Consider the following 24,658-nt stretch of genomic DNA (forward strand, 5'->3'; position numbering starts at 1 on the left):
GCCGAGGCCCTGGTTCCACGAAGGGTGTGAGCACGTCCTCACGCCCCTCGAGCTGTGCTCCGGGCTCCGCCGCGTTCGGGTCGACGGACCCGACGATCAGCGGGACGGGCGGTCGAGCTCCACCGGGATGCCGGCCCAGACGCGGCGCCGGGTCTCGGCGGGACCCGGCGTCACCCCTCCTCGGCCTCGTTGGTCAGCTCCAACCAGACGGTCTTGCCGACCGGGTCCTCCCGCACACCCCAGGCGCTGGTCAGGGCCTCGATGAGGGCCAGGCCGCGTCCGCCCAGAGCGTCGGGGTCGGCGGCGCTCAGCGCGGGCAGGGCCGAGTTGTCGTCGCTGACCTCCAGGCGCAGCGACGTGGCGGTGGCCGTCACCTGCAGCCGCGCCTGACTGCGCCCGTGCAGGAAGGCGTTGGTGACGACCTCGCTGACCAGCAGTTGCAAGGTGTCGCAGATGTCTCCGCACGCGGGCAGGCGGCAGCAGAAGTCGTGGACGAAGAACCGCGCCCGGGCGACCGCGGCAGGGTCGGGGTCCAGCACGAGCTCGGTGCTGCGGGCGTCCAGCCCGCCCACGGTCCCGGCCGGAGCCGGGTCGTCACCGTGCGGCTCGCGCCCGGGGGCCGACGGCTCAGGAACCTGGCCCGCGGCAGGGAACGGGGGTGAGTCCGCCGTCTGCTGCACCGGGGGGATGTCGGTGTGCTGCGGGCCGGCCTCGGCGGGCCGGGGGCGGTCCTCGGGGTGCATCCGGATGGCCAGCACGGCGCAGTCGTCCTCGGGGTCGGGGCCGATCAGCTCCCGCTGCAGGACGTCGAGCAGGTCGGTGACGGGGACGTCGGCGTGCTGGCTGAGCACCCGGCGCAGCTCGGCCAGGCCGTCGTCCAGGCTGCGGCCGCGGTGCTCGACGAGGCCGTCGGTGTAGAGCAGCAGCAGCGAGCCCGGCGGCAGGTCGTGGACGTGGTCGTGCCGCGGGTGACCCGTGTTCAGCCCCAGCAGCAGGTCGTTGTCGGTCTGCAGGGCTTCGGTCCGTCCGTCCCGGTGCAGCAGGACGGGGCAGGGGTGGCCGGCGTTGGACCAGCGCAACCTCCGCCAGCCACGTCCACCGGCCGCCACGTCCTGGTCGGGGTCCTGTTCGATGCGCGCCACGACGGCCGTGGCCAGCGCGTGCACACCCAACCGCTGGTTGGCCGGTTCGAGCCGGTCCAGGAGCGCGGCGGGGGATTCGTCGAAGGCGTCGACGAGGGTGCGCAGCACCGAACGCAGTTGCCCCATCTGGGCGGCGGCGGCCATGTCGTGGCCGGTGACGTCACCGATGACCAGGGTCGTCGCGCCGTCGGGCGACAGGACCGCGTCGTACCAGTCGCCGCCGACCTCCTCCCCGCGGGCGGCGGGGACGTAGCGGGCGCGGATCTCGAGGTGGTCGGGTTCGGGGAGCGCGGTGAGCATCGAGCGCTGCAGCTGTTCGGCGCCGGCGCGCCGCTGCGTGGCGTTCACCACCCGCGCCAGCGTCTGCGCGGTGTAGTCGGCCAGGGCCGTCCACAACGCTTGGTCGGCCGGGTCGGAGGTGTCACGGGGGGTGGGCCAGACCAGCACCAGGGCCCCCAGCGTCCGCTGGCCGCGGTGTCGGACGCCGGCCAGCAACGGGACGATCACCACCGCGCCGGGGAAGTCCCAGACACCCTGGGCGGCCAGTTGGGGATCGGTGGCGAGCACCGCGTCACGGTCGTCGCAGAAGAAGGAGACGCCGTCGGCGACGGCGCGGGCGGCGGGGGCGGTGGCCGTCCGCAGGTCGAACTGCGCCCAGGCCGGATCGGTGCCGGGTGGGAAGGTGGACATGTCCACGTACCGGGCCTGGCGCTGCTCGACCTCGTGGATGAGCAGACCGAAGTGGTCCACACCCAGCTGTCCGCGCAGCAGAGCGGTGAGGATGTCGGACACGTCGACGACGGTCTCCGCCTGCGACAGACCGCGGGACAAGCTCAACAGGAGCTGGCTGCGGGTGTGCACGGCGGTGGAGGCGGCCAGGGCGGTGGCCATCTGCCGTTCGGCGGCCACTGCGCGAGAGGTCAGCACGCGTGAGCGGAGTTCGGCGGCCGCAGCGGCGGTCAGGTCCTGCAGCAGTTCGCGGTCCCGCTCGCTCCAGCGCCGGGCGACGGTGTCCATCACGCACAGCACACCCCAGACGACCGGCTCGCCACCGCCGTCCGGGTGCTGGTCCTCCTCGGGGGTGCCGTACCCCGGTTCGGTGTCGGACCACAGGTTGTCCAGCGTCTGCAGCAGGCGGTCCTGCTCCCGCTCCCGGCCCACGCTGACGTCGTCGGTTGCGACGGTGTCCGCCTCCGCGGTGGTTCCCGCGTCCGTGGGCCCTGCGCCGGAGCGCCCGGAACTCGCAGTGCCGGGACCTGGGGAAGCGCCGGGCGGGGGGCGCGGCGAGGTCCGCCCGCCCGGGGTGTCGGCCTCGTCCGTCGTGAAGAGACGGGTGAAGTCGCTGGAGAACCTCAGCGGGGCCGCGATCCAGGCCCCGACCCCGAAGTGGCCGACCGCCTCGCGGTAGTCCTGCGCGTGGGGGTCGGTGCGGACGTCGTCCACGACCACCAGCTCGGCCGAGGCGGCGGCGTGACGGCACAGGGAGTGGGCCCAGGCCATCACCCGCTCCTGCTGCCACGGCGCGGGCATCCCCGACGCTCCCGGCAGGACGATCTCCCGGTCGCTGCTCAGCAGTGACAGCACCGCCATGGGAGACCGCAAGGTGCTCGCGGCCAGGGAGGCGAAGCGGTCCAGCACCGCGTCCGGTTCGGGCGGCAGCATCACCGCCGCCGGCCACTTCACGACCTCACCACCCGCGCGGGCAGGTCGGACCGCAGGGAGTGGAGAGCGCTCACAACCAGTCATGATGCAGCACCGGACGCGCCGCGTGCCCTGCTGCGCGTTCACACCACGGATCGCCCGGAGGGTGCGGTGCAGCGTTCTGCCGTCCGCGGGCGGTGGGGATCCGCGACTCACGCGGCCATTGGGCCTCCGTCGGCGCCGAGCCGGGAGCGGTACATCTGCGCGGCCTCGCGGAACGCGGCGAGGGCGTAGCCCGGCACCTGCAGGCCCTGGCGGTGCGCCCAGAGCAGTTGGGTCTCCAGGCGGGAGATGTCGCGCACGTTGCGTTCCAGCTGCTGGTCCAGGCCGAGTTCGACGACGACCCCGCCGAAGTCGGTGCGTTGCTCGCGGGTGCCTGCGCCCACCAGGCCGTAGCGGCGCGATCGCAGCAAGCGGGCCAGGTGCAGCTGCCAGCCGGCGATGGCGCCCGACTGGACCATCTCCGTCGCCGAGAGGCGGTAGAAGGCGAAGTGGCCTGGTTCCTGGACCTTGATGGCGTCGACGACCGTCTCCTTGATCGGGTCCTCACCCATCTGGGCCAGGCCGTCGCTCATGGCCTGGTAGGCCAGCATCGCGGACTTCTCGGTGGCCGCACCGGTCAGGTAGTAGAGCAGTCGGATGACCTCGTGGACCACCGGGAGGTGGGCCAGAGCCCCCAGGACGCGCACCCGGGCCGGGACCTCGCCGGTGTTGGCGGTGACAGGCGGCAGGCCCAGGTGCTGGCCCAGCGTGTCCAGCAGGATGCCGTGGTGCTCCTCCTGGGGGCCCCACACGTCGGCGTAGAACGTGCGGTCGGTCTGGCTCACGCCGGGCAGCAGGACGGCCAGTTCCAGGACGTTGCGTTCGACCTCCATCTCCACGCGGGCCATGTAGTCCATGACGTGACCGAACCGGGCCCGGACCGCGCGGCGGTCGTGGACGGTGTAGTCGGCGCTGGCCAGGTCCACCGGTGGGTGCTGCTGGGCCAGGCGGTGGACGTGGTCGCGGATCCTGGTGGCATCCACCTGCGGCTGGGACATCGGAAGTCTTCCTGAGCGTCTGGAGATGCAGACCCGCTGTCGCGAGTGCTGCGGCGGTGGTCCCGCCTCCCTCCTTCGTCACCGATCGCGTTGGGGTTGGGTGCGATGGCGTGCCGTCCGCCGTCCGGCGCAGCCACGGATCGTTCCCGGTCGGCGGGGGACCAGCGCAGGAGCGACCGCGGAGCGGGCCTCTGAGGCTCCGTGAGGGGATCGACCTCATCTGCGGGGGTGGTGGCTCCGAATGAGGGAGGTGAGGTCGACGGCACGTCGTGGGCCGTGGATCGAGGGGAGATGCTGGTGCACCGTCGCAGCTCGAGGGACGCCGAGGAGCGGGGCGATCGGTCGGGCCGACGCCCACCGGGGCGTTGGTGGACGGCGGTGGGGGCCGGGTTGCTCTCCGGCGGATTGACGTTGGGCGTGGGAACGCTGCTGGCCTCCTTCATCACCCGATCGGCCGACCCGGTGCTCGGGGTCGGGCAGGAGTTCATCGCCCGTACCCCGGAGTGGCTGAAGGAGTGGGCGATCCGGCAGTTCGGCCAGTCCGACAAGGCGGTGCTGCTGGGCAGCCTGTACGCCACCCTGGTGCTGTTGTTCGTCCTCGTCGGGCTGGTGGCCAGGCGGTCGCTGCGGGTCGGGTTGCTCGCCGTCGCGGTCCTGGGGGCGGCGGCCGTCGGCGCGACGGCGAACCGTCCCGACGCCACCGCGCTGAGCTGGCTGCCGTCCACGGTGGGCACCCTGGCCGGGGCCGGCGCGCTGGTCGTGCTGACCCGGGCGGTGCGAGGTCGAACCCCGCGGGCCGGTGGACTCCTCTCGCGCCGCTCGGTGCTGTTCGGCACGGTCGCCGGGGCCGCCGTGGTCAGCGCCGGGGGCGGAACGGTGGTGAACCGCTCGAACTCCGTCGCCGCGTCGCGCGCCGACATCCGGCTGCCCGCGCCGGCGTCCGCGGCGTCGGCTCTCCCGCCGGGCGTGGACTCGATCGACGGCATCACCCCGTACGTGACCAGCGCCAAGGACTTCTACCGGGTCGACACCGCCCTGTCGGTGCCGCAGGTCGACGTGTCGTCCTGGTCGCTGCGCATCCACGGCATGGTCGACCGGGAGGTCACCGTCAGTTTCGCGGACCTGCTGCAGGAAGACCTGCACGAACGGTGGATGACGATGACCTGCGTCTCCAACGAGGTCGGCGGGAACCTGGTGGGCAACGCGCGGTGGCTGGGAGTGCCGCTGACCACGCTGCTGGACCGGGCCGGCCTGTCGCAGGAGGCGGACATGCTGTTCTCCACCTCCACCGACGGTTTCACCATCTCCACCCCGATCGCCGACGCCACCGACGGCCGTGACTCGATGATCGCCATCGGGATGAACGGTGAACCCCTCACCGACGTGCACGGGTTCCCGGCCCGGATGATCGTGCCCGGCTTGTACGGGTTCGTCTCGGCCTGCAAGTGGATCACCGACATCGAGGTGACCCGGTTCGACGCGAAGACCGCGTACTGGACCGACCGCGGCTGGGCGCAGCAGGCGCCGATCAAGACCGCCGTCCGCGTCGACGTCCCCGCCTCCTTCGCCAAGGTCGCCTCCGGGCAGACCGTGCCGATCGCCGGGGTGGCCTGGGCCCAGACCCGCGGGATCAGCAAGGTCGAGGTGCGCATCGACGAGGAGGACTGGGTCGAGGCCACCCTGGTGCCCACGGTGAACGAGAGCACGTGGGTGCAGTGGACCTACGCCTGGGACGGTGCCACCCCGGGGAACCACACCGTGCGCGCCCGGGCGACCGACGGTTCCGGACGGCTCCAGACGCAGGACGTCGTCAAACCCATCCCGGACGGTTCCTCGGGCTGGCCCAGCAAGTTCTTCACCGTCGCCTGACCCCGCCGCGAGCCGGTCCGAGAGGGGCGGGCCGGTCCCGCCGGACCACGACGGACCACCTGGATCCGGTTCAGACCAAACCATCGCCCGAGCAGCACCGAAGTAGAGGTGATGAAGGCGCATCGGCCACCAGCGAGCACGAGCTCGCGAGGGTGGCGGGGCGCCGGGCCCGGGCGAACGTCGCCCGGGCACACAGCGAGGAGTGAGCCACGATGATGATGACTTCCACCGGCAAGCGCACGTTCTCCGCTCTGGCACTGGTCGGTGCCCTGGGACTGGGAGTCTCGGCCTGCGGCGGTTCCGACGACACGGCCGGCAGCGCCCCGAGCGATTCCATGTCCAGTTCGTCCAGCTCGAGCTCGACCACGTCGTCCAGCCCCAGCGACACCATGACCTCCGACTCCTCGATGGGTGACACCACGCCGGTTGGGTCGGGATGCGCGGACTACGCGGCCCAGGTGCCCAGCGGTGCCGGGTCCGTGGAGGGCATGGCCCAGGACAACGTCACCACCGCCGCCTCCAACAACCCGCTGCTGACGACGCTGACCGCGGCGGTCTCGGGCAAGCTGAACCCGCAGGTGAACCTCGTCGACACCCTCAACGGTGGACAGTTCACGGTCTTCGCGCCCGTCGACTCCGCCTTCCAGGCGCTGCCGGCGCAGACGGTGGACTCCCTCAAGACCGCCGACGGTGCGAAGACGCTGACCAGCGTGCTGACCTACCACGTGGTCCAGGGACGCATGACCCCGCAGCAGCTCATCGACGCAGGCACCGTCCCCACCGTGCAGGGGGGCACGGTCAAGGTCGGCGGAACCCCCGACGCCATGACGGTCAACGACTCGACCAAGGTCATCTGCGGCAACGTGCAGACCGCCAACGCCACGGTCTACCTGGTCGACTCGGTCCTCATGCCCCCCATGTGAGATTCCCGCTGATCAGCAGCACGTCCACTGCGCCGGTGCCCCAGGGTGCCGGCGCAGTTGTGCTGGCACTGGGCAGAACCGCCGGCGCCACGTTCGCGCACGTGGGTGTCGCGGGTGCACGTGGAGCACCTCGTGCCCGAAGTTCTCCTGCCAGGCGCAGCCGCGGCGGGGGGCACGCTGACGACGACACCGCGTGGGGTTCGCCACAACCGGAACGCCGCCACCGACGGCGCAGGGGTGGACCGCGAACGGGCATCGGCCACCGATCCGGACGAGGCCGCAGGTGCCGTCAGCCGGCGGCTGTCTCGGTGTCGTGCTGCAACACCCCGACGACGTGGACCTTCCCGTCGGCGTCGATGACGCGCTGGCCGGAGGCTCTGCACGCGATCCAGCCGCCTCGCGGGTGCCGTGCGCGGAACCGGGCCTCGTGCGGATGGGCCTCGTGGATGCACCGCTCGAAACCCGCCGCTACCGAGGGCCGGTCCTGCGGGTAGGTCCACTCCTCCAGCTCCTCCAGGACACTGGTGAACCGGGGTGCTCCGGTCCGGCCGAGGACCGCAGCACAACTGTCGTCCCAGCTGAGGACCTGCCGGTCTGCGTCCAGGTGCCAGGTGCCGATCTCGCGCACTGGACCGGCTGCAGCAGGAGTTCCCACGCTCTGAGCAGCGACAGCCGGGGACGGGGATGCGCTGGGGAGCGGCGCGGAGCGGAGTTGTCCGTGACCGTCTCGAGGTTCTCCGGCCAACGTCAGATGGGTGCGTCGCCCCTCCGGGGGTTCCTGGCGCAGGGCCGTGCGAGGTTGGGCAGCATCTCGATCGAGGTCGCGGTACTCGTCGGGCCAACGGTGGATCGACAGCCGCCCGCTGTGGTGAGGGACGTCGCCGGAGGTGCTGCGGTCGCTGCCGTGGCGGGTGCCCGGGTGGTGGGTGGCGGCGAACACTCGAGTCAGCAGCTCACGGGGGAGAGTCCCTGCGGTCAGCGCCGGGGCGGTGGACCGGCGCAGGAGAACGGCCAGGGCGTCGTAGCTGAGGCGGTCGCTCTGCACGACGTAGCCGTCCTGGGCTCCCATGTGGTCATCGCCGGCCACGGCGTCGATGAGGACGGTCAGCTCCGGTTCTGGTCCTGGGGGCAGGTCATCACCCCACAGCTGCTGCAACAAGTGCATGACGCGTTCAGCGCGGCGGCGCTGGTCGTCGTGGATGTTCAGCACGTTCATGTACGCAGCCCCGGCTTCTGCTCGGCGGGGCGCGGTGACTCCTCCTGCGGTACCGACCCCGGTCCTCCTGTGGCGGCGTCGTCTTCACCGGTGGCCCGCCCCCCATGGGAAGAGTGCTCGTGGCCAGCTCCAACTGTGCCACGGTCTGCCGCGGCGTGTCCGCGGTCGGCCCCCGCCTCGGCGGTCGGACGCGCGGCCGCCGTCCACGAGACGAAGGGGTCGGTGGGTTCACACCGCGTGCTCCTCGAACATCAGCCAGCCCTGACCGCGGACGGCATCGGGGTGGCCCGTCGACCCCATCGCGCCACGTCACGCTGATCCGACAGGCGTGGCCGGACGCGCCTGCTCGAGAGGCACGCCGCGTTCCCGGAGGTGTCCAGCCCGTCGATTCGCTGGGGACCACGTCGCCGTGAGGAGGGACCGGGCGGCCGGACGTCATCAGGGGACCGGCGGCTCACCTGCTCCTCCTCGAGCCAGGGGGAGGACCTCGTAGCCGATGACGGTGCCGCTGGAGACGTCGATCACCGGGCGGAAGCTGACGCCGAGGTCGTCGGTCGTGGCGACGTCCACCACCAGGTGGTCCGCCACCCCACGACCCATCGCGATGTCGTCCGTCACGGCCACGGCTGCTCCCTCTCGTGCGTGGTGGACACGCGTCCGCCGACGGCACCATCGGCAACTTCTAGAATGCTCTGGAGGGGTCAGGGGTGGCTGGTGGTGGAGGTCGGGCGTGGTTGGACACGCCCCGGGGTGGGCAGGAGACCGAGGAGTGTCGTCGAGAGCGTCGTCAGGCCATTGTCCGCTGGGGGCGCTGTGGACGTCGGGTCGGCCGCCAGGTGAGGGATGTGCACGTGAGCTACGCACACCGGGACCTGCCTCGCCGCCTGTCGGCGGTGGGGATGGCCCGGCACTGGGCCACCGAGCACTGCGCGGACGCCTTGAGCGAGCAGGGGCAGGCCGTGCTGGAGCTGTTGACCAGTGAGGTGGTCGCCAACGCCGTCCTGCACGGGCGCGAACCGTTGACGTTGACGGTGCAGTGCGAGCCCGGGGAGGTCACCGTCGAGGTCACCGATGCCAGCCCGGACCTGCCGGTGCTGAAGCAGGTGGCCGCGGAGGCGACCGGGGGACGGGGCGTGGCGCTGGTCGACGCGTTGGCTCAACGCTGGGGTGCGGAGCGGCGTGGACAGGGCAAGCGGACCTGGTTCACCGTGCAGGAAGGCCCGTAGGACGTCCGGTCTGTCGGCCGGCCTGACGCCTTGTGGTGCGGCCGATGGGCGTGCTCGGTGCTGCGGGTCGGCGGCTCAGGACGCGAGTACCGCCCCTGCGGCCGCCGCCTGTTCGTCTTCGACGGTGCGGTGGCCGCCCAGGACGGGGCCCAGCTCCAAGAGGTCCAGCAGGAGGCGCACCGTGGGGCGGGTTCCGGCCAGGACGAGTCGTCCCCCTCGGCGGGCGGCGTGCCGGGCCTCGGCGAGGAGGATCCCGACGGTGGCGCAGTCCATGAAGGGCACCTGGTGACGCCCGGTCGGCCCTTGGCCACGTTCAGCGCCGAGCGTGGCCTTGATCGGGAAGAATGGTCCTCCTCGGTCCAGAGATGGTGCCGGACACCCCGGCACCCGAAAGGCTCTTGAACATGCCTGCTGACATGCCCGCGGACGCGTCCGCTGATGCGATGGCCGCGGGCCGGTCACCCCAGTCGTCGGACGCCCCGGAGGCCGCGGCTCCTTCCACGCCGGCACCCGAGGCGGCCGGCGAGGAACTCCTCACCGGTGCCGCGCGGATCGCCGCGGCCAGACGGCTGCAGGACGCCCTGTGGCCGGGGCTGCGGAACCCCGTGGGGTCGACCAGCGGTGGGCTCGTCCACGACTCGGACAGCGAAGGCAGGTCGCAGCAGCTCGATGAGCTGGCGGCCATGGCCGCCCGCCTCCTGGGAACCACTTCGGCCCGGATCGCGCTGCTGTCGGACGTGCAGCTGCTGGTCGGGGCAGCCGGCCCGCAACCAGCGCCGGGACCTGAGGGTGCTGAACCGCTGACGCAGTGGTTGTGCGCGCAGACCGCCGCCGCCGACGACCTCCTGGCCATTCCCGACGCCGCAGCTGACGAGGACGTCGCAGCGCTGGCGGCGGTGGCCTCGGGGGTGATCGGCGCCTACCTCGGTACCCCCCTGCGCAGCCCCTCGGGTCAGGTCGTCGGCGCGCTGTGCGTCTTCGGACCGCAGGCGCGGGCCTGGAGCCGGCAGGACACCGAGCTGCTGGCCCACATCGCGACGGCCGCGGCAGCGCAGCTGGAACTGGCCGCGCTCGGCGGGGAGCGCACCGCGGACCGGACGCTGCTGGAGCTGACGATCGCCGCGGCCGAGCTGGGGACCTTCGACCTGGACCTGGCCACCGGTGAGCTGGTGATGGACGAACGGCTCCTGGCGTTGTCGGAGTTGACCCCGGCGACCTTCGGCGGCAGCCCGCAGGACGTGTACGCCCACATCCACCCCGAGGACCGCGAGGCGACGATCGCCGCGGTGGCCGAGTCCACCACGCACGGCGGGACCTACTCCTCACAGTACCGGATCGTCGCCGCCGACGGCACCCACCGCTGGGTCGCTGCCCGGGGAACGACCTTGCCCGGGCCCGACGGGTCGCCGGCGCGGTTGCTGGGCGCGGCCTTCGACGTCAGCGCAGTGCGGCAGGCCGCCACCCGCGCGGAACAGATCATGGACGCGATGGCGGTCGCGTACCTGGCCATGGACGTCCGGGGCCACGACGACTGGCCCATCACCTACGTCAACGACGAGGGACAGCGGATCGCCGGCGCGAGCCGTGAGGAGCTGGTCGGTCGAAGTTTCTGGGACGCCTTCCCCGCCACGGTCGGCACGGTCTTCGAGCAGCGGTACCGCGACGCCGTGACCACCGGGCGGACGGTGACGTTCGACGCGTTCTACCCCGCACCGTTGGACGTGTGGGTCGAGGTGCGCGCCGTGCCCGAGACCACGACGTCCGGCCAGGCCCTGGGGTTGTACTTCCTGGACATCACCGCCCGCAAGAGCGCCCAGGCCGCCGCCGAGACGGCCGCCGCCCGTGCGCACCTCCTGGCCGCGGTGACCCAGGAACTGTCGGGCACCCTGGAGGTGGAGGAGGCGGTTTCGCACCTGGCCCAACGAGTGGTGCCGGCCCTGGGGGACTGGTGCCTGATCAGCATCCTGGACGACGAGGCCACCGCCACCACGCTGACCTCGGCTCGGGCCAGCACCGCGGCCGGTCGCAGTGGGGACCTGCGTCGGGGTCTGCGCGACGTGGGGGTCTGGCACCACGACGAGCAGCAGCGCGTCCTCGTGGAGAAGTACGCCGCGGTGCGCCTGAGTGAACTGAGCGACGACGCGTTCGTGTGGCAGGCGCTGCGGCAGGCGCGCCCGGTGCTGGTTCCCGACGCCACCCGTGCACTGACCGACCTGCTGGCCCCGGACGGACGAGGACGGGAACTGCTCGCCCAGCTGGCCCCTGCCTCGGGCGCGATCTTCCCGCTGCGGGGACGGGGTCGGACCGTGGGCCTGATGAGCCTGTTCAGCGGTGCGCAGCGCTCGGCGCTGAGCGAGCAGGAGTTGTCCACCGCCGCCGAGGTCGCCGACCGCGCCGGACTGGCCCTGGACTCGGCGCGTCTGTACCGCCAGCAGCGTGACCTCGCCGAAGGTCTGCAGCGGGCCCTGCTGTCCGAACCCCCAGAACCGGACCACGGGCAGATCGTGGTGCGGTACCGCCCGGCCGGTGAGGCCGCGCAGATCGGCGGGGACTGGTACGACGCGTTCATGCAACCGGGTGGGGCGACGGTGCTGGTCATCGGTGACGTCGTCGGCCACGACATCCAGGCCGCGGCGGCGATGAGCCAGGTGCGTACCGTGATGCGCACCATCGGGGCTCTGGGGGAGGAGCGTCCCTCGCAGATCCTCACCGAGACCGACCGAGCCCTGGCGAACCTGCAGGTGAGCACCACCGCCACCGCGATCGTGGCTCGGGTGGAGCAGATCCCGGCCGAGCGGCAGCGGGGGGTGACCCGGTTGCGCTGGTCCAACGCGGGCCACCCGCCGGCGATGGTGATCAACCCCGACGGGACGGTGCTGCCGTTGGCGGGGGCCAGTTCCGACCTGCTGCTGGGGGTGCTGCCCGGGACCCGGCGGCGCGATGCGGAGGTCGTCCTGGACCGGGGTTCGACGGTCGTCCTCTACACCGACGGCCTGGTGGAACGCCGCAGCGACCAGTCCTTGGCGGTGGGGTTGGACCGGTTGCGGGACGTCCTGGAAGAACTGGCCCAGGCCGGTGGACCGGACGGACTCGACCTGGACACGCTCGTCGATGAGATGCTCACGCGGATGCTGCCGGCTCGCGTGGAGGACGACGCGGCCGTCGTCGCCCTCCGTCTGCACCGTCAGGACCGGCCGCGCCCAGCCGAAGCCGGGCCACGGCGGGTGCCGCCGCACGTGCCGGACGAGCCCGGGCCCGACGCCTGAGCGGACGTCCGAGGGCGGGTGGGCCTGCGGTCGCGGGATGTCCCGGCCCCAGGACGCGACGGGGTCGGATCCCCTACGAACCGACTCGGGATTCCGAACCGTCGCGGTGACGGGCGGCGACCACCCGGTCCCGACCGGCCCGCTTCGCGTCGTACAGCGCGGTGTCGGCGGCGTGCAGCAGTTCGCGCGCGCTCACGCCGTCGCCCGGCAGGGACGCGACACCGACGCTGACGGTGAGCGGCCCGGGTACGTCGAGGTCTCGCACCCTGCGGCACAACGCCTCCGCGGTGGCTGCTCCGTCGACGACACCCGGCAGGACGACGCAGAACTCCTCCCCGCCGTAGCGGGCTGCGAACGCGCCGGCCGGGAGTTCCGTCCGCAGCACCGCGCCGACGGCGCGGAGGGCGTCGTCCCCGGCCTCGTGGCCGTGGGTGTCGTTGAGCCGTTTGAAGTGGTCGAGGTCGAGCAGCAGCACCGAGAGGTTCCTCCCCGCGTTCCGCGCGTCGTCGACGGCGGCGGCGAGCGCCTGGTCGAGGGCGCGACGGTTCCCCACACCCGTCAGACCGTCGGTCGCCGCCGCCGTCCGCAACCGGTCCACGAGTTCGGTGCGCGCCACGGTGGACGCGGCCTGGACGGTGGCCTGTTCCGCGGTCGTCACGAGTCGCTGCGGAACTCCGCCGGCTCCCAGGCGACGCAGGTGACGGCCGCCGGGTTCCTCCAGCACCAGCACCACCGTCGAGGACCCGGGGACGGTCGCACGGACGAGGACGACCCGACCCGCGCCCGGCAGCACGTCGGCCAGGGCGGGATCGTCGTGGGCGCTGCGCAGCACGGGAACCCGGGACGCCAGGGCGTCAGCGAGCGCACCGCCGGCGGGGAGCCAGCCGGACCAGCGGACCTCCCGCACGCCGTCGGGTTCGGTGACGACGCAGGTCGCCCGGACCGTTCCGTGGCCGGCTCCGTCCTCGTGCACGAGCAGGACCGCGGCACGGCGCGCCAGCAGTTCGTCCCGGCCCAGCACGGCCAGCAGAGAACCCACCTCCGTCCCCGTCGTGCAGCGTTCGGCGTCCAGTCCGAACCGTCGCAGCAGGTCGCTGTCGTAACGACGCCGACGCAGCTCCCGCTCGTTCGCGGCCGCGAAGGCCGCCACGGTGACCACGAGCACCCACAGCGACAGCAGGTGCCAGCGCAGGTGGCCGGGGCCGGCGGCCGGGGAGGTGTCGGGCAGGATCCCCACCTGCTCGAACTCGAAGACCAGCACCAGCACGATCGAGTGCCACAACGTCACCTTGACGCCCGTGCGGAACGAGGCGAGCAGCGTCAGGGCCAGGACGTAGACGACCGCGATGCGCGGGACGGGACCCAGCAACCCGTGCAGGCAGTGCAGGACCCAGCCGAGGTAGACGCCGTCGACGAGGAGCCCGAAACCCAGGACGGTGATGGAGGCGCGTCGCGGGAGGCGCTTCCAGGACGTCGCAGCGGCCACGAGCGCCGTGGCGGCCGCGGGCTGCACGACCTCGGCCCAGGTCGCGGTGCGCTCCGAGGGCAGCAGCCAGTAGGCGCCGACGGGCATCGCGATGACGAGCAGGCGGACGAGCAGGACCCACGCCATGCGTTCGGAGAAGCTCACCAGGGACGTCGGTCTGGTGCGGGGTGACCTGCTCATCGGTGGTCCTCGTGGTTCGTGGGTGGTTCGTACGGCAGGTCCGGCAGCGGGACCAGTGGAGCTGCCGCGAGCTTGGGGTCGCTGCGGTCCAGGCGGTCCTGCACCAGCAGGAACGCGGCGACGACGATCAGCACGCCGACGGACACCTGGCGCTGGGCGACGAGGGCCATCGCCACCTGCTGCACCCCGGCCGCCACGGCGTCCAGGACCACCGCCGGCCCGACGTTCCGCCGCACCGACGACCCGGAGCCGGGTTCACGGGGCACCGGAAGCGCTGCCGCACCGGAGGTCGGTTGCGTGGGTGGCGCCGTCGTGCTCTCCGGCCCGGCCACGGCGTGGGCCGTCGTGGGGGATGCCGGCGGCGGGGTCGTGCGCGTCGAAGGGGCCGGGGACGACGGGGGCTCGACCGCCGGGAGGTCCGTGGTCGCGGTGCCACGCAGCGACGGGCGTGGCGTCGTGGGGGCCGGTGTCGTGGTCCTCGGCGCGGAGGCCGTGCTGGGCGTGGCGGTCGTGCTGGGCGCCGGCGGGAGGGGTTCCACGGTCGCCGTGGCGGAGGGGGCGACGGCGGTCGGCGTGGCGGTCGGCGTGGCGGTGGGCGTGGTGGTGGGCGTGGTGGTGGGCGACAGCGTCGTGGGCGGCGTGGGTCCGTCGGTCGACGGAACCACGGAGGGGCTCGCGGACGGGACCGGCGAGGGTGTCGTCGGCGGAGGCGGCGGCACGGGGGTCGGGGACACGACGACCGGGGTCGTCGCAGTGGCGGTGGTGGTCGCGGTGGCGGTGGCCGTCGCGGTGGCGGTGGCGGTGGCGGTGGGAGTTGCGGTGGAAGTCGCGGTGGCGCTGGGGCTGGTGGCGGACGTCGTCGGCGCCGGGGGCGGCGGCGGTGCCACCGCCTGCACCTGGAACGTGACGGTGCAGGAGTCGCTCGCGTACCGGTTGGACACGGCCAGGTCGAACGTCGAGGAACCGGCCGTGACGGGAGTTCCGCTGAGACTCCCGTCGCTGCTCAGCGACAACCCGGCAGGCAGCACGGAACCGGCGGCCACGGCGACCGTCGGCGCCGGCCAGCCGGACGTCCCGAACCGGTGGGAGTAGGCCGACCCCTCTGTGGCCACGGGAACCGGACCGGGCACGCAGCGGGCCGCGGACCCCTCGGCGATGGCGGCGATCCGCGGGGTTGCCCCGCCTCCCACGACGTCGACGAGACCGCCCGATCCGGTCGAGACCGTCGAGACGTCGAACGAGGCGGCGTCGGCCGTCCCGGTGCCGGTCGTCAGGGCGAGGACGTCGACGCGGCCCGCCCGCCAGCGGACGAGGCCGCTGCCGAAGGCGAACGTCGTCAGGACGTCGCCGGTGGTGGTGACGGCGATGCTCGTGGGGAACCCGCTGAGCGCACCGGACCCGCTGAGTTCCGGGACGCGGACGAGCGCGCCCGTCGACCGGTCCAGCCGCTTCACGTCCCCCGCGCGGTAGTCGGCCACCCACACCGTCCCGTCGGGACCGACGGCGACGTCGCGCAGTTCCTGGGCTGTGGGCGAGGTGAAGACGTCGAGCTTTCCGTCGGCGCGGACGTGCGTGAGGGCGCCCGTCGAGGCGAGCCACACGGTGTGGTCGGTGTCGACGGCGAGGCCGTACGGCGAGCCGAGCCCGGAACCCGTCGCGGGCGCGCCCTGGACCGGGGCCGTGTTCCCCGTGCCCGCGACGATGCTCAGGGTTCCGTCGCGGACGGCGAGGAGGTAGCCGCCGCCGTCGGCGACGTAGGTCGTCGCCCCGTCCACGGCCACGTCGTTGGGCTGGACGAAGGTCGAGGCCGTCGCCGGACCGGGGGTGGGACGTCCCGACGCGCCCGGGATGCCCGCCAGGACCGTGGTCGTGCCGTCCGCGGCCCGCCGCCAGACGGCGCGCCGCGGGGAGCTGACCCAGGTGAGCGCGCCGTCGACGACGGTGGCGTTGCTGGGGCTGGTGACGGGTGTCCCCGAGGTCCCGCCCGCCAGCACGGTCGCGGCGTACCCGACCGGGCCCGCGGCCTGGGCGGGAGCGACGGCGGTCGCGGCCGCGAGGGTCAGCAGGAGGACGGCGGCACCGCGGCGAGCGGTGCGACGGGCCCTCCTGGTGCGGAACACGGTGGATCATCGACGCGGCCCCGTTGCGCCTTCAACTTCATCGCCCGTTCGGCCGCGACCGTGTCCCGGTTCAGGGCTGCACGAGCACCCGCACCGGGTTCCCGTCCCGCTCGTGCAACCGGCGGATCCCCTCCTGCACGTCCTCCAGCGGCACGACGGCGCTGACGGACCGGGACAGGTCGAGCCGGCCGCCGGCGACGAGCCGCGCGAGCGTCCCGATGTCGGAGTTCTTGTAGCCGAGGTGACCGAGGGCCTTCTTGCGGGACAGGTTGAACGCCAGGGACGTGCCGAGGGAGATCTCCTGGCCGGACAGCCCGACACCGACGACGCGACCGCGCGGAGCGAGCATCGCGAGCCCCTGCTCGAACGTGGTCTTGAGGCCGACCGCGTCGAACGCGACGTCGAGGAGGTGGCCGTCGGTGGCCTCGGCGATCTCCTGCCGCAGGTCGGGGTCGGCCGGGTCGAGGGCGAGGTCGGCTCCGACGGCGAGGGCGCGTTCGCGGACCGCGGGGTCGAGGTCGACGGCGACGACGGGCACCGCACCGACGAGCCGGGCGAGCTGCACGAGGTGCGTCCCGACCCCGCCGACGCCCCACACGCCGACGGCCTCGCCGGGCTGGACGGCGGCGGTGTGCACGACGGCGCCGAACGGGGTGGAGACGGCGTCGGCGAGCAGGGCGGCCTGGTCGAGCGGAACCCCGTCGGGCACGCGGGTCAGCCCGCCGGCCTCGGCGAGGGTGAACTCCGCCCAGGCGCCGTCGTAGGCGAAGGCCATGAGCAGGACGTCGTCGCAGTTGGTGAGGTCCCCGCGGCGGCAGCGGTCGCAGCGCCGGCACGGCCTGCCGGCGGCCGGCACGACGCGGTCCCCGACGGCCCACCCCGTGACCCCCTCGCCGACCGCGGCGATGGTTCCCGAGGCCTCGTGCCCCTGCGTGATGGTTTCCGGGCCGCGGGGATCGGTGAACGTCCCCTCCAGCAGGCCGAGGTCGGAGTGGCAGATCCCGCAGTAGGCGACGTCGATCAGGACCTGCCCCGGTCCGGGCGTCGGGACGGGAACCTCCTCGACCGTCATCGTCCGCGTCGGGACGTGCAGGCGCTGGGCTCTCATGGTGGCGGGGATCACGGCGTTCCTCCTGGGGTGGTGGTCCAGAACTCCTCGAGCATCCTCGCGAACTCCTCGGCCCGTTCGATCTGCGGCATGTGACCGGTCGCGGGGAACAGGTGGGTGCGGGCGTGGGGGAGGGCGCGGCGCGCGGCGTCGAGGTGGGCCGCGGGCAGGATGCGGTCCTGCTCGCCCCACACGACGAGGGTCGGGACGGGGTTCGCCGCGGCGCCGCGCAGGAGCCGGCGGCGCCACCCGCGGCGCACCCCGACCGGGGTTCCCAGCGAGCGCGCCGTCTCGTGCATGACCCGGGCGCCGTGGGGTCGTCGGCTCAGCGCCTCGGCGCGGGCGACGCGGTCGGCGGTGACGAGGTCGCGGTCGTGGAACACCGCGCGCAGCGTCCGGCGCGACGCCTCGGCGCTGGGTTCGAGCAGGCGCCGCGCGAGGACCGGGACGGTCAGCAGCCGCAGGGCCACGGTGACCTCGCGGCCGAAACCCGCCGGGTCCGCGAGGGCGAGCGTCCGCACCCGCTCGGGGTGGTCGACGGTGAACTGCAGCGCGACGGCCCCGCCGAGGGAGTTCCCGACGACGTGCGCCGGGACGTCAATCCCGACCGCGTCGGCGAACGCCGCGACGAAGGCCGCGAGGCGCGGGACGCTGTTCGGGACCGGCAGCGGGTCACTGCCGCCGAACCCCGCGAGGTCGACAGCCCAGCACCGGAACTTCCCCGACAGGAGTTCCACCTGCTCGTCGAAGTCCTCCAGGCTGCAGCCGATCCCGTGCAGCAGCAGGACGGGGTCACCCTCGCCCTGCACGCGGTACCGGGCGCGCAGACCGTCGCCGAACGCGACGGTGCGAGGGTCGGCGAGGATCACGAGAACTCCAGCGCGCGGTCGTCGACCCGGCGGTGCTTCAGCGTCCAGCGGTCCGCGGGGTAGTTCTGCCGCAGGCGCCACGGGCTCGCGACCCCCTGCTGCGGAAGCCGTCCCGCGGCCCGCCGCACGTACCCGGAGTCGAGGTCGATGAGCGGCCGCCGCTGCGGGTCGGTGGGGGTTCCCGGGCGCACGACGCGGTGGCCGCGCCGGTCCATGAGGTCCAGCAACCGGCAGACGTGCTCGGTCACCAGGTCGACCTTCAGCGTCCACGAGGCGTTGGTGTACCCGAGGGCGAAGGCGAAGTTCGGGATCCCGGACAACATCATCCCCCGGTACACGACGGACTGCGCCGGGTCGACCCGCTCGCCGTCGACCGCGAGCCCCATCCCGCCGAGGAACAGCAGGTCCAGGCCGGTGGCGGTGACGACGACGTCCGCACCGAGTTCCCGGCCCGAGGCGAGCCGGATCCCGTCGCGGGTGAAGGTGTCGATCCCGTCGGTCACGACGGAGGCCCGGTCCGAGCGCAGGGCGCGGAACAGGTCGCCGTCGGGGACGAAGCAGACGCGCTGGTCCCACGGGTCGTACCGGGGCGTGAAGTGGCGGTCGACGTCGAAGTCCGCGGGGAGCTTCGCGGCGACCTTGCTGCGCAGCCACTCGCGCGCCTTCTGGGGTCGACGCCGGCTGAACTGGTACGTCGCGGTCGCCAGCGCCACGTGCTTGGCGCGCACGAGGGGGTAGGAGATCCTCTCCGGAACCCTGCCGCGCAACCGGTCGGCGAGGTGGTCGCGCGAGGACAGGCCGAGGACCCAGCTGGGGGAGCGCTGCAGCATCGTCACGTGCTCGGCGTCGCGGGCGAGGTTCGGGACGAGGGTCACCGCGGTGGCACCGCTGCCGATGACGACGAAGCGCTTCCCGCTCGCGTCGAGGTCCGCCGGCCAGTGCTGCGGGTGGACGACGCGGCCGCCGGCCGCGGTGAACTCCTCGGTCCCGGGGAACTCCGGTGTGAAACCCCGGTCGTAGCGGTAGTAGCCGGTGCAACTGAGGAGGAACCCGCAGGTGAGGGTGGCCCGTTCCGTGCCGCCGTCGGCCGCGGGCCGCTCGACGACGACGGTCCAGCGGGCGGCCGCGGTGGAGAACTCCGCGGAGACGACGCGGTGGTGGAACCGGATCCGTTCCTCCACCCCGAACTCGCGCGCGGTGTCCTTCACGTACTCCCGGATCGAGGCCCCGTCGGCGATGGCCTTGCCGCCGCGCCACGGCCGGAAGGAGTACCCGAGGGTGTACATGTCCGAGTCCGAACGGACGCCGGGGTAGCGGAACAGGTCCCAGGTGCCGCCGATCGCCCCGCGCGACTCCAGGACGGCGAACGTCGTCCCGGGCCGTCGCCGCACGAGCTGGCAGGCGGCCCCGACGCCGGACAGGCCGGCCCCCACCACGAGGACGTCGAGGTGCTCGGTCGCTGCGTCGCTGTCCACGGCGACCACTGTTCAACGCCCTGTCGAGTCTGTCAACAGGGTGTCGAACGACGCGGCGCGCACTAGAGTCGGGCCGGTGAGCGAGCCCACCGCCGTCGTCCGGGGCCGCCGCACGTCCCGCCCCCGCGGGGACGAGCGCGAACGCGGCATCCTCGACACCGCCGAGCGGTTGCTGGGCGAGAAGTCCTACACCGACATCTCCGTCGACGACCTCGCCCGCGGTGCCGGCCTGTCCCGGCCCACCTTCTACTTCTACTTCCCGTCCAAGGAAGCGGTGCTGCTGGCGCTGCTCGACCGCGTGGTCGCGGAGGCGCGGGCCCACCGCGACGAGGCCGTCTCCTCGCCCGCGGGGGACGTCGAGACGCGCTGGCGCGCGGTCATCGGGGCCATCGCCCGGACGTTCCGCTCCCACCTCGCGGTGACGCTCGCCGCGGCCGAGGCCCGCGCGACCAGCACCGCGGTCCGCGAGGTGTGGAACGGCGTGATGGAGCGGTTCGTCGAGGAGACCGCCGCCGAGATCGAGGCCGAACGGTCCCGCGGCACCGCGCCCGAGGGTCCCCCGGCCCGCGACCTGGCGGTCGCCCTGAACTGGATGAACGAGCGGGTCCTGCACTCCGCCTTCGCCGGGGAGGAACCCGGGCTGGCGGCCGACGACGTGGTCGAGGTGCTGCTGACGGTGTGGCTGCGGACGATCTACGGCGGTCGCGTCCCCTAGCCGGGCGGTCGATCCGGGAACCGGTGCACCCCGGACGGCGCATCGGCCGGTGCCCCGGGGCAGCCGAGGAACCACCGTGCGTGCTGTCGTCCCTCCGGCCCGCCGCGAGCTGGTCCACGCGGTCGCCGTCGTCCTCGCGGCGGCCGTCGTCGTCCTGTCGTCCTGGTCGCTCGGCTCCCTGACCGGGGCCGTGCAGGCCGGGCTCGCCGCGCAGCTGCTCACCTGGTTGCCCACCGCGGCCGCCACGACGGCTTGGGCGCAGCGCCGGCTCGGTGGTGGTGACCCGACGGGCCGGACCGCGGTGCGCACGGGGGTCCTCGCCCTGGGCGTCGCGACGGCGACCGTGGCGACGGGGGTGGGGTTCCTCTACCCCGTCGTCCTGGGGATCCTGCTGTCCCGCAGCCTCCAGGTCGAGCCGCAGCGGCGTGCCCTGCTGACCTCCGCGCTCCTCGTGCTCGCAGGCTCGGTGCTCGTGCAGGTGGTCGCCCGGCGGTGCCAGGTCGACCCCGTCTTCACCGGGGCCGCCGGCGACCTGAGCGCGGCCGTCCTCGCCGTGCTGGCGGTCGTCGGTCTGTCCGACACCGTGCGCCTGGCCCGCGCGCACCGCGACGCGGCCGACGCGCTGGCCCGGGAGCAGGCCGAGCACGGCGCGGAACTCCTGCACGCCGCCACGCACGACGCCCTCACGGGGCTGCTCAACCGGCGCGGGCTCCTCGCCGCCCTCGAGGGGACCAGCGGCCGCGGGCTCGTCTACCTCGACCTCGACGGCTTCAAACCCGTCAACGACCGCTACGGCCACGACGCCGGCGACGACCTGCTCGTGCAGGTGGCCCACCGGTTCCGGGCGGTCGTCCGCGAGGAGGACCTCGTCGCCCGCCTCGGCGGGGACGAGTTCGTCGTCGTCGTCGCCACGAGCGACCCCGTGGCGGTGGCGCGCGTCGCCGACGCCCTCGTCGCCGCGCTGGCCCCTCCCCTCGACGTCCTGGGGCACCGTGTCGTCGTGGGCGCGGGTGCGGGGTGGGCGACACAGGCCGGGCCCGTTGCGGCGCAGGACCTCCTGCGCGCCGCGGACGTCGCGATGTACGAGCGCAAGCGCAGCCGGCGCGCCAGCGCGACGGGGCCCGCCTTCACCTCCGGGCCGCGGGAGCCGATGGACCAGACGTGACCTCCGCCTCGCGCCGTCCCGTCGCCCGGTTCCGCCGACCCGCCACCTGGCTGCTCGCGATGTCCCTGCCGGTCGGGATCGTCGCGGGGGCTGCGTCCGCCCACGCGGTGGCCCCCTACGACTACGCACCGGTCGCCGCACCCGCACCCGTCACCGGCCTCACCGCGCCGAGTGCCGTCGTCGTCGACGGCAACGGGGCCGTGTACGTGGCCGAGTCCGGCGCGAGCGTCGTCAAGAAGATCGCGCTCGACGGCACGGTCACCGTCGTGGCCGGCGTCGACGGCACCGCGGGTCTCCCCGCCGACGGGAAGTTCGGCACCCCGGTGGGTCTCGCGCTCTCGCCCGACGGCAAGACGCTCTACGTCTCGGACACGGGGAACGACGTCGTCGTCAAGGTGGACACCGCGGCCACGACGCCGCCGACGACCCTGACGGTGGTGGCCGGTGTCGTCGGCAACCCCGGCGCCCCCTCGAACGCCCCGGGGACGTCGTCCAAGCTGAACAATCCCTCGGGCCTGGCGACCGACGCGGCCGGGAACCTCTACATCGCGGACAAGGACAACCACCAGGTCGAGAGGCTCGCCACGTCGGGCGCCCTCAGGATCGTCGCGGGGAACGGCAGCGCCGCCGCCGCCAAGCCCGGTGCAGCCACGTCGTCCCCGTTGAACAAGCCCTCCGCCGTGGCCGTCGACGCGTCCGGGAACCTCCTCGTCGCCGACGCCGGGAACCGCACCGTCGACAAGGTCGACCCCCTCTCCGGCGTGCTGTCCGTCGTCGGCAGCACGGGTTCCACCGGGTCGCCGACGGCGCTGTCGGTCGACCTGTCCGGCACCGTGTTCCTCGCCGACCCCTCCGTGGGTGGTCTGAAGAAGATGACCGGCGGTGCCGTCTCGGTCGTCGCGATCGACCCGGCCGCGATGGCGAACCCCGCCGCCGTCGCGACGACGCTCGGCGGGAACCTCTGGCTGGCCGACGGTGCTCAGGTCGCGCAGTTCGCCTCCACCGCACCGTCCGACGCGCCGCGCATCACCTCGGCACCGCCGGCCGCGGCCGCCGTCGGCAAACCCTTCTCCTTCCAGTTCACCGCGTCGGGCACCCCGACGCCGCAGTGGTCCTTCGTCGACGCGACGGCGCCGACGGGCCTGACCCTCGGGGCGGGGACGGGTGTCCTGTCCGGCACGCCGACCACCGCGGGCACCACGACGTTCACCGTCCGGGCCTCCAACGGCAAGGGGCACTTCGACCAGGTCGTCACGCTCACCGTCGGAACCCTGCCGGCCGCCCCGTCCGCCCCGACCGCGGTCGCCGGCGACGGCAAGGCGGTCGTGACGTGGAAACCCGCCGCGGCCGCCACCGGGGCGGGTGCGGCAGCCGCTGCCGTCACCGGCTACGTCGTCACCCCCGTCAAGGACGGCGTTCCCGGAACCCCGGTGACGTTCGCCGCGACGCAGTCCTCGACGCAGGTGCTCACCGGCCTGGCGAACGGGTCGAAGTACACGTTCACGGTGGCCGCGAAGAACTCCTTCGGCACCGGCGCGGACTCCACGGCGTCCACGGCCGTCACGCCGTACGCGACCGTCCGCAAACCCGTCCTCGATGTCCCGCAGAGCCGCCTGTCCGGCAAGGACCGCATCGAGACGTCGGTGAAGTCGTCCACGACGCTGTTCCCGACCGCGGCGTCGGCCGGTGCCGTCGTGGTGTCTGCGTCGACGAAGTACGCCGACGCCCTCGCCGGGGCCCGCCTGGCGTCCGCGACCGCCGCGCCGCTGCTGCTCACGGAGTCGGACAAGCTCACGGCCGCGACGGGCACCGAGATCTCGCGCGTGCTGGCACCGGGCGGGACGATCTACGTCCTCGGCGGCAGCGGCACGGTCTCCACGGCCGTGGAGAACGCCCTCACCGCGCTGTCCCCGAACTTCACGGTCAAGCGCCTCGCCGGGGACGACCGGTACGAGACCGCGGCCCGCATCGCCGACGAGGTCGCCGCGCAGGCGCCGGGCACGGACACCGCGCCGGTCTACCTCGCCAACGGCGTGAACTTCCCCGACGGCCTGGCCGTCTCGGCGCTCGCCGCCCGCACGGGCGGGGTGGTCCTGCTGACCGACGGCGCGACCCTGCCGGCCGCCACGAAGGCCGCCCTGCAGGCGAAGGACCCGGGCGCCACGCGCGTCGTCCCCGTGGGCGGGGCGGCGGCCGCTGCCGCGGCGGCCCTGTCCGCCGCCGGGGGCAGCGCGTCCCGTGCGATCGTGGGGGTGGACCGCTTCGACACCGCCGCCCTCGTCGCGCAGCGCTTCACGGGCGCGGCCGGCGGCACCAAGGTCGTCGGGGTGGCCACGGGGGACAACTGGCCGGACGCGCTCGTGGGCTCCGCCGCCGTCGGCCTCCTCGGAGGCCCGCTGCTGCTGACCTCCGGTCCGGACCTGGCGCCCGCCGCCCGGTCGGCGCTGGCCGGCCTCAACGCGGCCAAGCCGCTCACCACGGGTGTCGTCTTCGGCGGGGAGCCGTCGGTGCCGGCTGCGGCGTACGCCTCCCTCGGGAAGTCCATCGCCCAGGACTGACGGTGCCGGCGTCCCGGCCGGTGGTGCACCGGCCGGGGCGCTGGACTAGCGTTGGCTCATGGACGCCGAGCGCCCCCTGTTCTGCGAGCAGCTGTCCTGCGCGCCTCCGGGCTCGGAGGGCACCGTCCCGTCGACCGCCCTGCACGCGGGGGTGGACCGGTGAGCGGGCCCACGACCGAGAGCGCGAGCACGTCCGCGGACGAGATCGCCGCCGAGTACGCCGAGGCCCGTGAGCGCGTGGCGGAGTTCCGCCGGGACGCGCAGGAGGACCCGGCGTCGGCCATCTACCCGCACGCCGACGAGACCGAGGTCGACCTGTCGGCCGTGATCGACGGGGTGCTGCGCAAGCCCCTGGTGGTGACGCGGGGCGGTGCGGAGGCCGCCGTGATCGTGTCCGTGGACTTCTTCAACCGCGCCCACGCGGCCGTCGAGCTCCTCGAGGACGACGCCACCGAGTAGCCCCTCCGGGGGCGCCCGCCGCGTCGCCGTCCTGTGTTTCGGTACAAGGGTCCAGTAGCGTGAGAACGTTGCCTCGGTACCCTTGGTCGAATGCCGTACCCCTCGCGAACGGAACCTGACCGACAGCGGACCCCCTCCGC

At 73.6% G+C, this 24,658-nt stretch carries 18 protein-coding genes; 8 read left to right on the plus strand and 10 right to left on the minus strand.

What is annotated here, in order from left to right:
- Positions 1-170: 170 nt before the first annotated feature.
- Both AB1207_RS07270 and AB1207_RS07275 read right to left on the minus strand, forming a co-directional pair.
- Entirely contained in the window at positions 171-2,825 is a 2,655-nt protein-coding gene (locus AB1207_RS07270; protein ID WP_367637279.1) for a SpoIIE family protein phosphatase, read from the minus strand.
- A 170-nt stretch (positions 2,826-2,995) separates the two neighbouring features.
- Positions 2,996-3,883 carry a GTP-binding protein LepA gene (locus tag AB1207_RS07275; protein ID WP_367637280.1) on the minus strand — a complete coding sequence of 296 codons (888 nt, stop codon included), beginning with the start codon at positions 3,881-3,883 and terminating at the stop codon, positions 2,996-2,998.
- Between the two features lie 417 nt (positions 3,884-4,300).
- On the opposite strand from AB1207_RS07275, the gene AB1207_RS07280 reads away from it, so the two are divergent.
- Positions 4,301-5,752 carry a molybdopterin-dependent oxidoreductase gene (locus AB1207_RS07280; protein WP_367637281.1) on the plus strand — a complete coding sequence of 484 codons (1,452 nt, stop codon included), beginning with the start codon at positions 4,301-4,303 and terminating at the stop codon, positions 5,750-5,752.
- Between the two features lie 218 nt (positions 5,753-5,970).
- A complete protein-coding gene (locus AB1207_RS07285) occupies positions 5,971-6,675 on the plus strand; it encodes a fasciclin domain-containing protein (RefSeq protein ID WP_367637418.1) in 705 nt (234 codons plus the stop codon).
- A gap of 289 nt (positions 6,676-6,964) precedes the next feature.
- Here AB1207_RS07285 and AB1207_RS07290 read toward each other — a convergent pair whose 3' ends face one another.
- On the minus strand, positions 6,965-7,891 hold the full coding sequence (locus tag AB1207_RS07290; RefSeq protein ID WP_367637282.1) for a PAS domain-containing protein: 927 nt from the start codon (positions 7,889-7,891) through the stop codon (positions 6,965-6,967).
- A gap of 438 nt (positions 7,892-8,329) precedes the next feature.
- Positions 8,330-8,515, minus strand: a complete 186-nt coding sequence (locus tag AB1207_RS07295) for a hypothetical protein (RefSeq protein ID WP_367637283.1) — start codon at positions 8,513-8,515, stop codon at positions 8,330-8,332.
- A gap of 227 nt (positions 8,516-8,742) precedes the next feature.
- Here AB1207_RS07295 and AB1207_RS07300 point away from each other — a divergent pair, with 227 nt between their 5' ends.
- Positions 8,743-9,117 (plus strand): ATP-binding protein, encoded by a 375-nt coding sequence (locus AB1207_RS07300; RefSeq protein ID WP_367637284.1) that lies wholly within the window; start codon positions 8,743-8,745, stop codon positions 9,115-9,117.
- A gap of 75 nt (positions 9,118-9,192) precedes the next feature.
- Here AB1207_RS07300 and AB1207_RS07305 read toward each other — a convergent pair whose 3' ends face one another.
- Positions 9,193-9,390 (minus strand): STAS domain-containing protein, encoded by a 198-nt coding sequence (locus AB1207_RS07305; protein WP_367637286.1) that lies wholly within the window; start codon positions 9,388-9,390, stop codon positions 9,193-9,195.
- A 131-nt stretch (positions 9,391-9,521) separates the two neighbouring features.
- Between AB1207_RS07305 and AB1207_RS07310 the strand changes: the two genes are divergently transcribed.
- On the plus strand, positions 9,522-12,383 hold the full coding sequence (locus AB1207_RS07310; protein ID WP_367637287.1) for a SpoIIE family protein phosphatase: 2,862 nt from the start codon (positions 9,522-9,524) through the stop codon (positions 12,381-12,383).
- A 73-nt stretch (positions 12,384-12,456) separates the two neighbouring features.
- Here the strand turns inward: AB1207_RS07310 and AB1207_RS07315 are convergent, their stop codons facing one another.
- The 5 genes from AB1207_RS07315 to AB1207_RS07335 form a co-directional block, all read right to left on the minus strand.
- Positions 12,457-14,049 (minus strand): GGDEF domain-containing protein, encoded by a 1,593-nt coding sequence (locus AB1207_RS07315; protein ID WP_367637289.1) that lies wholly within the window; start codon positions 14,047-14,049, stop codon positions 12,457-12,459.
- Complete coding sequence (locus AB1207_RS07320; RefSeq protein ID WP_367637291.1) at positions 14,046-16,169, minus strand: hypothetical protein; 2,124 nt, start codon at positions 16,167-16,169, stop codon at positions 14,046-14,048. The genes AB1207_RS07315 and AB1207_RS07320 overlap by 4 nt, the downstream gene beginning before the upstream one ends.
- A 70-nt stretch (positions 16,170-16,239) precedes the next feature.
- The gene (locus tag AB1207_RS07325) at positions 16,240-17,289 is read right to left on the minus strand and encodes a zinc-binding dehydrogenase (RefSeq protein ID WP_367637419.1); all 1,050 of its coding nucleotides are present in this window, start codon (positions 17,287-17,289) and stop codon (positions 16,240-16,242) included.
- Entirely contained in the window at positions 17,289-18,146 is an 858-nt protein-coding gene (locus tag AB1207_RS07330; protein ID WP_367637293.1) for an alpha/beta fold hydrolase, read from the minus strand. The genes AB1207_RS07325 and AB1207_RS07330 overlap by 1 nt, the downstream gene beginning before the upstream one ends.
- Complete coding sequence (locus AB1207_RS07335; protein ID WP_367637294.1) at positions 18,143-19,621, minus strand: flavin-containing monooxygenase; 1,479 nt, start codon at positions 19,619-19,621, stop codon at positions 18,143-18,145. Before AB1207_RS07335 ends, AB1207_RS07330 begins: the two co-directional genes overlap by 4 nt.
- Before the next feature lie 76 nt (positions 19,622-19,697).
- Here AB1207_RS07335 and AB1207_RS07340 point away from each other — a divergent pair, with 76 nt between their 5' ends.
- The 4 genes from AB1207_RS07340 (at position 19,698) to AB1207_RS07355 (ending at position 24,518) form a co-directional block, all read left to right on the plus strand.
- Positions 19,698-20,336, plus strand: coding sequence for a TetR/AcrR family transcriptional regulator (locus AB1207_RS07340; protein WP_367637296.1), 639 nt, complete (start codon positions 19,698-19,700; stop codon positions 20,334-20,336).
- A 76-nt stretch (positions 20,337-20,412) separates the two neighbouring features.
- Positions 20,413-21,501, plus strand: a complete 1,089-nt coding sequence (locus AB1207_RS07345) for a diguanylate cyclase domain-containing protein (RefSeq protein ID WP_367637297.1) — start codon at positions 20,413-20,415, stop codon at positions 21,499-21,501.
- Complete coding sequence (locus AB1207_RS07350) at positions 21,498-24,059, plus strand: cell wall-binding repeat-containing protein (RefSeq protein ID WP_367637298.1); 2,562 nt, start codon at positions 21,498-21,500, stop codon at positions 24,057-24,059. The genes AB1207_RS07345 and AB1207_RS07350 overlap by 4 nt, the downstream gene beginning before the upstream one ends.
- 159 nt (positions 24,060-24,218) lie before the next feature.
- Positions 24,219-24,518: a hypothetical protein gene (locus AB1207_RS07355; RefSeq protein WP_367637299.1), complete on the plus strand. Its 300-nt coding sequence runs from the start codon at positions 24,219-24,221 to the stop codon at positions 24,516-24,518.
- Positions 24,519-24,658: the final 140 nt, after the last annotated feature.

Source organism: Kineococcus endophyticus, from assembly GCF_040796495.1.
GTDB classification, from domain to species: Bacteria; Actinomycetota; Actinomycetes; order Actinomycetales; family Kineococcaceae; genus Kineococcus; species Kineococcus endophyticus.